This is a genomic window from Promicromonospora alba (assembly GCF_042654905.1).
Lineage (GTDB): Bacteria > Actinomycetota > Actinomycetes > Actinomycetales > Cellulomonadaceae > Promicromonospora > Promicromonospora alba.
Map to the genome: position 1 here is coordinate 306,169 of NZ_JBHSFI010000005.1, position 11,988 is coordinate 318,156.

At 71.3% G+C, this 11,988-nt stretch carries 13 protein-coding genes; 3 read left to right on the top strand and 10 right to left on the bottom strand.

Annotated features, from left to right (window positions below):
* Window positions 1–4 precede the first annotated feature (4 nt).
* The gene (locus tag ACFO6V_RS16360) at window positions 5–298 is read right to left on the bottom strand and encodes a hypothetical protein (RefSeq protein ID WP_377137002.1); all 294 of its coding nucleotides are present in this window, start codon (window positions 296–298) and stop codon (window positions 5–7) included.
* 129 nt (window positions 299–427) lie between these two features.
* Here ACFO6V_RS16360 and ACFO6V_RS16365 point away from each other — a divergent pair, with 129 nt between their 5' ends.
* Window positions 428–1,759 (top strand): hypothetical protein, encoded by a 1,332-nt coding sequence (locus tag ACFO6V_RS16365; protein ID WP_377137004.1) that lies wholly within the window; start codon window positions 428–430, stop codon window positions 1,757–1,759.
* A gap of 67 nt (window positions 1,760–1,826) precedes the next feature.
* Here the strand turns inward: ACFO6V_RS16365 and ACFO6V_RS16370 are convergent, their stop codons facing one another.
* Window positions 1,827–3,104 carry an MFS transporter gene (locus ACFO6V_RS16370; RefSeq protein ID WP_377137006.1) on the bottom strand — a complete coding sequence of 426 codons (1,278 nt, stop codon included), beginning with the start codon at window positions 3,102–3,104 and terminating at the stop codon, window positions 1,827–1,829.
* A gap of 57 nt (window positions 3,105–3,161) precedes the next feature.
* On the opposite strand from ACFO6V_RS16370, the gene ACFO6V_RS16375 reads away from it, so the two are divergent.
* Window positions 3,162–3,557 (top strand): MerR family transcriptional regulator, encoded by a 396-nt coding sequence (locus tag ACFO6V_RS16375; protein ID WP_377137007.1) that lies wholly within the window; start codon window positions 3,162–3,164, stop codon window positions 3,555–3,557.
* A 90-nt stretch (window positions 3,558–3,647) separates the two neighbouring features.
* On the opposite strand, the gene ACFO6V_RS16380 is transcribed toward ACFO6V_RS16375, so the two are convergent.
* The 7 genes from ACFO6V_RS16380 to rpsB all read right to left on the bottom strand — a co-directional run bounded on the left by ACFO6V_RS16380 (window position 3,648) and on the right by rpsB (window position 9,748).
* Window positions 3,648–4,190, bottom strand: a complete 543-nt coding sequence (locus tag ACFO6V_RS16380) for a DivIVA domain-containing protein (protein WP_116674497.1) — start codon at window positions 4,188–4,190, stop codon at window positions 3,648–3,650.
* 5 nt (window positions 4,191–4,195) lie between these two features.
* Complete coding sequence (gene rlmN, locus ACFO6V_RS16385; protein WP_465264114.1) at window positions 4,196–5,356, bottom strand: dual-specificity RNA methyltransferase RlmN; 1,161 nt, start codon at window positions 5,354–5,356, stop codon at window positions 4,196–4,198.
* Window positions 5,356–6,198 (bottom strand): phosphatidate cytidylyltransferase, encoded by an 843-nt coding sequence (locus ACFO6V_RS16390; RefSeq protein ID WP_377137008.1) that lies wholly within the window; start codon window positions 6,196–6,198, stop codon window positions 5,356–5,358. The genes rlmN and ACFO6V_RS16390 overlap by 1 nt, the downstream gene beginning before the upstream one ends.
* 50 nt (window positions 6,199–6,248) lie before the next feature.
* Window positions 6,249–6,806: a ribosome recycling factor gene (gene frr / locus ACFO6V_RS16395; protein WP_377137010.1), complete on the bottom strand. Its 558-nt coding sequence runs from the start codon at window positions 6,804–6,806 to the stop codon at window positions 6,249–6,251.
* Window positions 6,807–6,922: 116 nt separating this feature from the next.
* A complete protein-coding gene (gene pyrH / locus ACFO6V_RS16400; protein ID WP_116677620.1) occupies window positions 6,923–7,642 on the bottom strand; it encodes a UMP kinase in 720 nt (239 codons plus the stop codon).
* Window positions 7,643–7,828: 186 nt separating this feature from the next.
* Window positions 7,829–8,668 (bottom strand): translation elongation factor Ts, encoded by an 840-nt coding sequence (tsf, locus tag ACFO6V_RS16405; RefSeq protein WP_357502099.1) that lies wholly within the window; start codon window positions 8,666–8,668, stop codon window positions 7,829–7,831.
* Between the two features lie 105 nt (window positions 8,669–8,773).
* Window positions 8,774–9,748, bottom strand: coding sequence for a 30S ribosomal protein S2 (rpsB, locus tag ACFO6V_RS16410; RefSeq protein ID WP_377137012.1), 975 nt, complete (start codon window positions 9,746–9,748; stop codon window positions 8,774–8,776).
* A 447-nt stretch (window positions 9,749–10,195) separates the two neighbouring features.
* Here rpsB and ACFO6V_RS16415 point away from each other — a divergent pair, with 447 nt between their 5' ends.
* Window positions 10,196–10,876, top strand: a complete 681-nt coding sequence (locus ACFO6V_RS16415; protein ID WP_377137014.1) for a murein hydrolase activator EnvC family protein — start codon at window positions 10,196–10,198, stop codon at window positions 10,874–10,876.
* 70 nt (window positions 10,877–10,946) lie between these two features.
* Here ACFO6V_RS16415 and ACFO6V_RS16420 read toward each other — a convergent pair whose 3' ends face one another.
* Window positions 10,947–11,855 carry a tyrosine recombinase XerC gene (locus tag ACFO6V_RS16420; protein WP_377138154.1) on the bottom strand — a complete coding sequence of 303 codons (909 nt, stop codon included), beginning with the start codon at window positions 11,853–11,855 and terminating at the stop codon, window positions 10,947–10,949.
* Window positions 11,856–11,988: the final 133 nt, after the last annotated feature.

The window sequence follows — 11,988 nt, forward strand, 5'->3', positions numbered from 1 at the left end:
AGCCTCAGGCCGGGAACGAGTCGACGGCGTCGTCCTCGCCGTCGCCGTCGGTGTCCACGGAGATCGTCTGCGTGCCGCCGGCGGTCTCCACCACGACGTCGGGCCGCCCGTCACCATCGGTGTCGTGCAGCTCGACGTCGGGGACGCCGTCGGCGTCGTAGTCCTCGAACTGGGCGTCGACGACGCCGTCGCCGTCGGTGTCGGCCACCTCGACATCGGCTATGCCGTCGCCGTCGAGGTCGAACTTGCCGGGCTTGTCGGCCAGGAACTCGGACACGTCGTTCTCCTTGCTCGTCATCATTCTGGGGTACTTCCCCGATCATGCACCACCCGGCGGGTTGCTCCGGCACCGGCCGACGAAACGGCGTCCCGAGATTTCTCCCGTTTCACCGCGCGGGTGAAATAACAAGCCGCTTAGATTCAGCACATGCTCACCCAGGTACGCAGGACCCGACGCCGAGCCGCGGCGCTGACCGCCAAGGCCTGCGCCGTCTTGATCGCCTCCGGCCTGATCGCCTCGGGCCTGGTCACCTCGGGAGCCGCCGTCGCGACGGTCACCCCTGGCACCGGTCCGGACGCCGTCGGCCGGGCCTGGTCCGTCGACCTCGCCACCCGCACCGACGACGACGCCGGGGTACGCCACTCCGGCGGCGCGCTCCGCCTGGACGCCGCCGGCACGTCCGGCAGCTCCACCGCGTCCGCGGGCAGCAGGGCCGACGGCGGCAGCGTGCACCGGGAGACGTCCGGCCAGCTGGTCGCGGAGCCGAAGGTCCTCGACTCCCCCGCGGGCGTCATCACCGCCGACGTCGACGCCACGGCCCCGACAGGGACCTCCGTGCTGGTCGACGTCCGCGGCCGGCGCACCGACCAGGGCCCCGACTCCTGGACCGAGTGGGTGCCCGCGGGCTCCCCGCTCCCCGCACCCGCCGAGACGGTCCAGGCGCGCGTCACGCTCATCGGCGAGGACGGCACCAGCCCGGCCGTGCGGAAGGTGAGGCTCACGCCCGAGGCCCGCCGGTCGCAGTCGCTGCAGGACGCGGAGGGAGAGGCCGCGCCGACGGGCGTCGCGGACTCGTACAAGGTCTTCGCCACCCGCGAGGGCCTGGTGGGCGGGACCACCGCGAACGGCCACGTCATCACCTCGAGGGACCACTTCGTCGCGCTGCCGTCCCGGCGCGGGCTGTCGTCGAAGGACTCGGGCAGCTACTCGGTGCGGGTCTGCGCCGAGAGCACCGGGCGCTGCGCGTACGCCCCGGTCTGGGACGTCGGACCGTGGAACACCACCGACGACTACTGGAACGGGGGCGAGACGCGCCAGTCCTGGTCCGACCTGCCCCGGGGCCTGCCGCAGGCGCAGGCCGCCTACCAGGACGACCACAACCGCGGGCGCGACGGGTTCGGCCGCCAGGTCGCGAACCCCGCGGGTATCGACCTCGGGGACGGTACGTTCTGGGACGCCGTCGGGCTCACCAACAACGCCTGGACCACCGTCACCTACCTCTGGACCGGGGACGGGCCCCAGGGGGTCGTCAGGACCAAGAACGGTCCGCTCAACGTGCGCTCGGGTCCGAGCACGGACTATCCCGCCGTCGGACAGGCCGGCAACCACGCGAACGTGGTGATCGAGTGCACCGCGCGCGGCGCCAGGATCACGGGGACCTACGGCACCACCGACCTGTGGAACCGCATCGGACCGGGCAACTGGGTCTCGGGCGCCTACGTCTCCACAAGCTCCTCGAACCGAGCCCCTTCCTGCTGACGGCCGGGGCGACGAGAACGGGATCGTGTTCGCCGGGGTACTCCCCGCGAACACGATCCCCTTCTCGTCATACGGCGGCGCGACGCAGAGAGAGGGCCAGGCCGAGCGCTGCCGCCGCGACCACGAGGGCCGCCAGGAGGGGCAGCGCCGACACGCCCGAGCCGGCGACCACGAGCGACGCGAGCGCGGCACCGACCGCGATCCCGCCGTTGAACAGCACGGGGATGAGCGCGCCGGCGAACGAGCGCCGCTCGGGTCCGGCCAGTCGCAGGATCAGCGTCTGGGCGAAGGGCGGCATGCCGCCGGACACGACTCCCCACGCCACGACGACGGCGATCCCCACCGCCGGGTGCACGTCGGCGATGCCCAGCGCCGCCACGGTCAGCGCGGTCGCGGCCACGCTCACGACCAGTGCGGGCGCCGTCCGGTTGCCGAACCGGCCGGCCAGTGCGACTCCCACCGCCGAGGCGAGCCCGAACACCAGCAGCAGCGCGCTCATCCCGCCGGGCAGCACCTCGGCCGGCGCCTCCGTCAGGCGCGTGATGTAGGTGTACGCGCCGTAGTGGCCCACCAGCACCAGCGCCACGAGCCCCGTCACTGTCAGCAGGGGGCCCATGCCGCGTCGAGGCGTCCGGACGCCCGGGCCGGGCTCCGCCGCGTCCGCCGCGCCCGTCAGGACCTCCGGGGCCGCCGGGACCGCCGCACGCGCGACGACCAGCCGGACCGCGACAGCCCCCAGGACGCCCAGGACCGCGAGAGCCCCGAAGGCGGCCCGCCAGCCGGCGGCGTCGGCGACGAGCCTGGCGAGCGGCGTGCCCACGACCATCCCCAGGGTGGCCCCGCCGAGCACCACGGCGACGGCGCGCCCGAGCAGGCGGTCGGAGACCAGGTCGGCGACGTGCGCGTTGGTGGTGGACCACAGCAGCCCGACCGCTGCCGCACCCAGGATCCGCGCGCCGACCGCCAGCTGGAACGTCGGTGCGAGGGCGGTCAGGGCCGACGAGAGCGCGAGCACGGCCAGCCCGCCGGCGATCACGGCGCGGCGGTCCCTGCCGCGCGTCAGCCGCACCAGCGGGAAGCTGAGCACGACCACGACTGCCGCCCACACCGAGACCAGCATGCCGGTGCTCGACTCGGCGACACCGAGCCCCGTGCTCATCTGCTCCAGCACGGCGGTCGGCAGCATCTCCGCGGTGACCATGAGGAGCGTCCCGGCGCCCAGCACGAGCAGGGACGGCCAGGGCAGGACGTCGGCGGGGCGGTTCGGGACGTCTGCGTCCGGCGGGTCGCCGACGACCGGCGGGACGGTTGGTGCAGTGCCTGTTGTCGTGCCTGTTGTCTCCATGTCGGCAACGCTAAAGTTTGACACTGGTGTCAATGTCAAGCCCAACCCGGAGGCAACATGAAGATCGGTGAGCTCGCCGCCCGGACGGGCGTGACCACCCGCCTGATCAGGTACTACGAACAGCAAAACCTGCTCGAGGCGGACCGCGCGCCGAACGGCTACCGCACCTATACCGAGGCCCACGTGGAGCGGGTGTCCCGCGTGGCGGGCCTGGTCCAGGCCGGCATCCCGACGCGGCTGGTCAAGGTGCTGCTCGACGCCGAGCTCGCAGCGGCCCGCGACGAGCCGACGTGCCCGCGCGAGGTGGCCGAGCAGCTGGCCACGGAGCTGGTCGGCGTCCAGGAGCGCATCGACTGCCTCACGCGGAGCCGGGACTCGATCCGCGCGTTCCTGAAGGCGACCCAGAACGAGGTCCTCCTCCGCGATGCGGCAGAACCGGCCCTGACGTCCTGACCCAGCTTCCGCGAAGTAGAGCGCCTGTCCTGTTCTCCCCGGTTATCGCCGGGGAGAACAGGACAGGCGCTCTACTTCGCGGAAACCACGTCACTCGACGCCGAGCAGGACCTCCACCGCACGGCTCAGGAACGCGTCCACCGAGGCCTCGTCGTAGGCGTCCGCACCGCGCGCACGCCCGAACGTCGCCGACCGGATGTCGCCCGCCGTCAGCGGCTCCTGCCGGTCGAAGTACCCGATGAGCCGGTCGCACAGGTCGTCGACGTCGTCCTTGTCGTAACCCTGCGAGCCGCGGTCGGCGGGCGCGAACTTCTCGCCGTCGGGCCGGCCCAGCCGCCCGTAGAGCGAACGCGCGCGCTCGGCGAGCGCGTTCATCCAGGCCTGCTGGCCGTGCGCCGCCGCGTACTCCGCGCGCTGCCGGGCGATGAACGCCGCCTCGAGCCGGTCGAGCGCCGCGTCGACCTCATGGGTGTTGTACCCACCACGGGTCAGGTCGAACGTGGACGCCTGGATGTCGGCGCTGGTCAGCCGGTCCGCGGTACGTCCCTCGTACGCCTGCCGCGCGTGCTCGAAGAACTCGTCGACCTCGTCCTTGTCGTACCCGGTGCGCATCGCGGGAACGCTGTTGAACATCCCACTCACTCGTCGTCCTCCTCAGCCGCAAGCTGCCCGCAGGCCCCGTCGATATCGCTCCCGCGGGTATCACGGATCGTGGTCGGGATCCCGTGACCGCGCAATCGTGCCACAAACTCGTCCTCGACATCCCGGTCGCTCGCGGTCCAGATCGAACCCGGCGTCGGGTTGAGCGGGATCGGGTTCACGTGCACCCAGCCGCGGCCGCGGGCGTTGAGCTTCTCGCCCAGCAGGTCCGCACGCCAGGCGTGGTCGTTCATGTCCTTGATCAGCGCGTACTCGATGGAAACCCGACGGCCGGTCACCTCGAAGTAGTTCCGCGCGGTGTCGAGGGTCTCGTCGACGCTCCAGCGTGTGTTGATCGGCACCAGCTCGGAGCGCAGGTCGTCGTCGGGCGCGTGCAGCGAGAGGGCGAGCGTCACCGGGATGCCCTCCTTGGTGAGCTTCTGCATCGCCGGGACCAGGCCCACCGTGGAGACGGTGATGTTGCGGGCCGACATGCCGAAGCCCTCCGGCTGCGGCGCGACCAGTGTCCGCACCGTCTCGATCACTGCCTTGTAGTTGGCCAGCGGCTCGCCCATACCCATGAACACCAGGTTGTTCAGCCGGGTGACGCCGCCGGGGATCTCGCCCTCGGCCAGCGAGCGGAACGCCGCGCGGACCTGCTCGAGGATCTCCGCGGTCGAGAGGTTCCGGGTCAGGCCGAGCTGACCCGTCGCGCAGAACGGGCACGCCATGCCGCAGCCCGCCTGGCTGGAGACGCACAGCGTGGTGCGCTGCGGGTAGCGCATCAGGACCGACTCGACCTTGGCCTCGTCGAACAGGTGCCACAGCGTCTTGACCGTGGTGCCGCCGTCGGCCTCGAGCTTGCGGGTGGGCCGCATGAGCTCGGGGAACATGGTGGTCGCGAGCGCGTCCCGGGACTTCGCCGGGAGGTCGGTCATCTTCGCCGGGTCGCTCGTGTAGTGCGTGAAGTAGTGCGTGGCGAGCTGCGTGGCGCGGAACGCCGGCTCGCCCGCCTCCACTACCGAGGCGACCCGCTCCTCGGGCGTGAGGTCGGCGAAGTGCCTCGGGGGCTTGCCGCGGCGCTTCGGCGCCATCTGCAGCGGGATCGCCGGCGTCTCGTCCGAAGGACGCACGACGGGCTGGGCAAGGGGAGTTTTCATCAGGCAACCACCGAGAGCACGAGATAGACGAAGGGCGCTGTGATGATCATCGAATCGAGGCGATCCAGCACGCCCCCGTGCCCCGGGAGCAATGAGCCCATGTCCTTCAATTCTAGGTCACGCTTGAGCAGAGATTCAGCGAGATCGCCCACAGTCGCAGTGATTGCGGTCATGACGCCGAGCGCGATCCCGAGGACCGGGCTCTCGCCCAGCCCGTAGACCGCCCCGAGCACGCCCACCGCGGTGGCCAGCACAATCGAGCCGGCCAGGCCCTCCCACGACTTCTTGGGGCTCACCGTCGGCGCGAGCGGATGCCTGCCCATCGTGGCCCCGGCGATGTAGCCGCCCGTGTCGTTGGCGACCGCCAGGAGGATGAACAGCACCACCCGGATCTCGCCGTCGGGCTGCGCCAGCATGAGGACCACGAAGCCCGCCAGGAACGGGACGTAGGCGACGGCGAAGACCGACGCGGCGGAGTCCCGGACGGCGCCGAGGCCGGACCCGTCGAGCGCACGCCAGACGACGGCCGCCGCGACCGTCAGCACGAAGGCGACGAACAACGCCTCCCCGCCGCCGCGGTACGCGGAGACGATCATGCCGGCGGCGCCCACGAACAGGGGCACCATCGGCAGACGTAGGTTACGGCGCGCGAACGCCTGGCGCAGCTCCCACAGCCCGGCCCACATCAGGAGGACCACGAAGAGGACGAACGGCTCCGGTCGCCAGTACAACGACGCGCCGACGATCCCGAGCAGGCCGAGGCCGACCAGTATCGCGGCGGGCAGGTTACGGCCTGCGCGCGACTTCTTCGGGGCGGGTTCGGGCTCGGACTCTGGGTTCACGGCGGTGTGCGCATTGTCGCGCTCTGATCTGTCTCGAGGTGGTGCGGACATCAGACCTCGAGCAGCTCGCTCTCCTTGCTGGAGAGCAGCTGGTCGATGATCTCGACGTGGCTCCTGGTGATCTTGTCCAGCTCCTTCTCCGCGCGAGTGACCTCGTCCTCGCCGGCTTCGCCGTCCTTGACGATGCGGTCCAGCGTCTCCTTGGCCTTGCGGCGGATGTTGCGCACCGAGACGCGCGAGTCCTCGGCCTTCGACTTGGCGAGCTTCACGTAGTCGCGGCGACGCTCCTCCGTCAGGGAGGGCAGCACTATGCGGATCGCGTTGCCGTCGGTTGCCGGGTTCACACCCAGGTCGGAGTCGCGCAGCGCCTTCTCGACGGCGGGAATCGAGCTCTTGTCGAACGGGGCGACCATCACGGTGCGGGCGTCCGGGATGTTGAACGACGCCAGCTGCTGCAGCGGCGTCGGCGCACCGTAGTAGTCGACGGTGATCTTGCTGAACATCCCCGCGTTGGCGCGACCGGTACGGATACCGGCGAAGTCTTCCTTGGCGACCTCGATCGCCTTCTCCATCTTTTCCTCGGCCTCGAGGAGGGTCTCGTCGATCACCACTGCTCCTTCATTCGTCTACGGGTGGTGCCGGGGCCACTCTACGGACACTTTGCCCGGCTACCGAAAGGATCGCGCGTTTCCGGAGCCGGGTCGCGCCGGGTCCAGCGAGATGATCAGCGCGAGGTGATCAGCGTGCCGATGGGCTCGCCCGCCAGCGCGCGGGTCACGTTGCCCTCGCCCTCCATGCCGAACACGCGCATCTGCACATTGTTGTCGCGGCACATGGCCAGCGCCGTGTCATCCATGACGCCGAGGCGGTTCACGAGCGCGTCCGTGTACGTGAGGTGGTCGAGCTTCTTGGCGTCGGGGTTGCGGCGCGGGTCGGAGTCGTAGACGCCGTCGACGCCGTTCTTGCCCATGACGACCTGCTCGCAGCCCGTCTCCAGGGCGCGCTGCACCGCCACGGTGTCGGTGGAGAAGTACGGCATGCCCGCACCCGCGCCGAAGATGACGACGCGCCCCTTCTCCAGGTGCCGGATCGCGCGCAGCGGGATGTACGGCTCCGCGACCTGACCCATGGTGATGGCGGTCTGCACGCGGGTCTTGACGCCGGCCTGCTCCAGGAAGTCCTGGAGGGCCAGGCAGTTCATGACCGTGCCGAGCATGCCCATGTAGTCGGCGCGGGCGCGGTCCATGCCCGCGACGCTCAGCTCGGCGCCGCGGAAGAAGTTGCCGCCGCCGACGACGATGGCGACCTGGATGCCGTCGCGCACCGCCACGCCGATCTCCTTGGCCATGCGCCGGACGACGACGGCGTCGAGCCCTACGCTGCCGCCGCCGAACGCCTCGCCCGACAGCTTCAGGAGCACACGCCGGGCGGGCTTGCCCTCCATGTCCACCGCGAAGTCTTGAGTCGCCTCGTCGCTCACTGGTCCGTCACCCTTCGGTCATCACTACCGGGAAGCTGGCTCGTGCCCCTGACGGAGCCCGGTGTGCGCGCCGGTCCCTTCAGGGGTACCGACCCGCCTATGCGTCGGCCCGGCCCGCGCCGAAGCGCGGACCGGGCCGACCAAGCTGCGTCAGGAACCGACGCGGAAACGCACGAACGCGGACACGGAGCCGTTCGCGGCGGCGACGTGCTTGCCGACGGTGGTCTTCGAGTCCTTGGCCAGCGGCTGGTCGACGAGCACGACCTCCTTGAAGAAGCCGTTCAGGCGACCCTCGACGATCTTGGGCAGCGCGGCCTCCGGCTTGCCCTCGTTCTTCGAGGTCTCCAGAGCGATCGCACGCTCCTTCTCGACGACGTCCGCCGGGACGTCCTCACGCGTGAGGTACTTCGGGGCCAGGGCCGCGATGTGCTGCGCGACGTCCTTGGCGACCGAGGCGCCTGCCTCGTCGGTGACGACGAGGACACCGATCGACGGCGGCAGGTCCTTGGCCGTCTTGTGCAGGTACGTCGTGACCTTCGGGCCCTCGACGCGCGCGACGCGGCGCAGGACGATCTTCTCGCCCAGCGTGGCGCCCTGAGCGGCGATGAGGTCGGCGACGGTGCCCTCGGCGGACGGGGCGGCGGAGGCCGCGACCTCGTCCGAGGCGCCGGCGGCGGCCGTGGCCTCGAGAACGGCCTCGGCCAGCGCGATGAACTTCTCGTTCTTCACGACGAAGTCGGTCTCGGCGTTCAGCTCGATCATCGTGGCGACCTGGCCGGCCGCGGTGTCCTCGACCTTGACGGCCACGAGGCCCTCGGAGGCGGTGTTGCCCTCACGCTTGGCGGCGCGAGCGAGGCCCTTGGTGCGGATGATCTCGATGGCCTTCTCGGCGTCGCCGTCGGCGGTGTCGAGTGCCTTCTTGACGTCGAGCATGCCGGCGCCGGTCCGCTCACGCAGCGCCTTGATGTCAGCGGCGGTGTAGTTCGCCATTGTTCTGGTCCTCCGTGCAGTCGTGTTGTTCGTGGGAGGTCGTGAGACCCGAGGAACGGTGCGCTGACCGGGTCCGGACGAGCCGGACCCGGTCAGCGCAGCACGTCACTTCTCGGTCTCGGCCTCAGCGGCCTCGGGAGCAGCCTCGGCGGCGGGCTCGGCGACCTCGGGGGCAGCCTCGACGACGGCCTCCGGCGCAGCGGCAGGAGCGGCCTCGGCGGCCTCCACGGCCTCGACGACCGCGGCGGGTGCTGCCGGGGTAGCGGATGCGGCAGCCTCAGCAGCGGCATCGCTGACGGCGCCCTCGGAACCGGCGAGGAGCTCGCGCTCCCACTCGGCGAGGGGCTCGGCGGCGACCTCGGCCTCGGCACCGGTCTTGTTACCACCGGAGTGACGCTGCATGAGGCCCTCGGCGGCGGCGTCCGCGATCACGCGGGTGAGCAGCGTGACGGAGCGGATCGCGTCGTCGTTGCCCGGGATCGCGTAGTCGACCATGTCGGGGTCGCAGTTGGTGTCGAGGATCGCGACGACGGGGATGCCCAGCTTGCGGGCCTCGTCCACCGCGAGGTGCTCCTTGTTCGTGTCGACGATCCAGACGGCCGAGGGAACCTTGGCCATGTCACGGATACCGCCGAGCGTGCGCGCGAGCTTGTCCTTCTCGCGGCGCAGGACCAGGAGCTCCTTCTTCGTGAGGCCCGAGGCCGCCACGTCGTCGAAGTCGATCTCCTCGAGCTCCTTCATCCGCTGAAGGCGCTTGTGCACGGTGGTGAAGTTCGTGAGCATGCCACCGAGCCAGCGGTGGTTCACGTAAGGCATCCCGACGCGGGCGGCCTGCTCGGCCACCGGCTCCTGAGCCTGCTTCTTGGTGCCGACGAAGAGGATCGAGCCGCCGTGGGCGACCGTCTCCTTGACGAAGTCGTAGGCGTTGTCGATGAAGTGCAGCGACTGCTGCAGGTCGACGATGTAGATGCCGTTGCGCTCCGTGAAGATGAACCGCTTCATCTTCGGGTTCCAACGGCGGGTCTGGTGTCCGAAGTGGACACCGCTCTCGAGGAGCTGGCGCATGGACACGACGGCCATGACACGTCCTTTCGGTGCGGCCCGAGATCGACCCGGGTCCTCCGCACGCATTTCAGGGCGGCGCAGGACCGATAGCCCTGACCGCGGTTTGGGTTGGATCGGCACCGCATTGCTTCGGTGCCCCTGGCGCCACGCCGTGCCCGACGCCGACCCTGTGGGCCGGACCGCTGCCGGACGCGACTTTGGTGTGACGCGCGTTGTCGATCGAGTGCTCCCCGTGCCGGGCCGACAGTCAGCCAGGCTGTCCGTCTGCCGGATCGGGAGTGCATACCGGTCGCGGGTGGAAGTCTACCCGACCAGCCCTTGCAACGAGGACCCGGCGGCGGAGACCCTCGCCACGCCGGTAGCGGGCTCCGAGCGCGACCACAGGCGGGACCTGCGCCTACCTGTGCACAGGCGGCGGTCCCGCGGCCCCCGGAGGCGCCGACGCCGGTCGATGCTCTCTGCATGAGACCACTTCTAGCTCCCGCCGGCCGCCACGTCCTCGGCCGCCTCGCCACGACGCTCCTGACCGTGCTGCTCGCTGCCGTGCTCGTCGCGCTCACCGCGGCGGTGCCCGCCGCCGCGGTCCGCTCGGGCCCCGACGTCGGGGGCCTGGCGGGTGCCGGTCGCGGGATCCTGGCGGGTGCCGATCTCCGGCTCCTGACAGACGCCGACGAACCTGCGGCCGGCGCCACCGGATACGTGGCGCCCGTCGCCGGGGTGGATCCGCCGTCCGGGGTGGTCCGCCCGTTCGACGCACCCGAGCACGAGTGGGGAGCCGGGCACCGCGGTGTGGACCTGGTCGCCCCCGAGGGCAGCGGCGTGCGCTCCCCCGGGCCGGGTGTGGTGACGTTCGCGGGACAGGTCGCACGGCGCGGGGTGGTCGTCGTCACGCATCAGGACGGGCTGCGGACCAGCCTGGAGCCGGTCGCCGCCTCGGTGCCGGTCGGGACCGCCGTCGTCGCCGGGTCGGCGATCGGTGTGGTGGAGAGCAGCCGGGCGGACGGCGGCGGCACGACGCCGAACCACTGCGCGCCGAGATCCTGCGTCCACTGGGGCGTGCGCCGGGGCGAACGCTACCTAGACCCGCTGTCGCTGCTGACCCCCCAACCGATAGTCCTCCTCCCGGACCCACCGACCCGTTGAGTGCTGGGTATTTGTCCTCCCGAACCGTTTCGAGAGGACAAATACCCAGCACTCAACGGGTGGGGAAGGGTCAGGCGCGCGGGAACGCCTGGGCGTAGACGCTGCGTAAGCGCTCCGCGTCCACGTGGGTGTAGCGCTGGGTGGTCGCGAGGTTCGCGTGGCCCAGCACCTCCTGCACCGCGCGGAGGTCAGAGCCGCCCTGCAGCAGGTGGGTGGCGGCCGAGTGCCGGAGCGCGTGCGGCGCCACGTCGTCGACCCCTGCCTGGGCCGCGAGGCGGTGCACCGCCTCGCGCACCTGGCGCTGGCCCCAGCGTCCGCCACGCTCCCCCACGAGCAGGGCGTCGCCGGTGGTGGCCGTCACGAGCTCGGGCCGGCCGTCGGTCAGCCAGGCCTCCACCGCGCGGGCCGCCGGGATACCGAACGGCACCACCCGCTCCTTGCCACCCTTGCCGAGCACGCGCACGAGCCGGTCCCGGGAGTCGACGTGGACGACGTCGACGGACACCAGCTCGCCCACGCGGATGCCCGCGCCGTACAGCAGCTCGGCGGCGACCCACGACCGCAGGGCCGCCGGCCGGTTCGCCTCGTCGGCCTCGTCCGCCGCGGCCCGGGCGCCGTCGAGCAGGCGGCCCGCCGCGTCCACGTCGAGCACGGTAGGCAGGGTGCGCGGCACCTTGGGGCTCGCGAGGCGCGCCGACGGGTCCACGGGGATCAGCCCGGAACGGTGCGCCCAGCGCAGGAAAGCGCGGGCGGAAGCGCCCCGGCGCGCAAGCGTGGAGCGGGCGAGCCCGCGGTCGGACTGGGACGCGAGCCAGCCGCGCAGGAGCACGAGGTCGATGGCGTCGAGCCGTGTGCTGCCGTGCCGCATCGCATACCGGAGCAGGTCCGTCACGTCCGCCACGTAGGCGCGACGCGTATGGGCGGAGTGTCCGCGCTGCGCGTCGAGGTAGCTGCCGAACCGGGACACGGCGTCGGACATGTGCTCAGGTAGCCGAGGCAAGCCGGACAGGTCGGTAAGGTCCACGTTTGCCAGTGTGCAGCTCCCGTCGCGTGCGCGGAAGCAGGCGCGCCGCCATTTTCGCCCGTGCCCGCGAGGTCTGCGAGTATGGCTG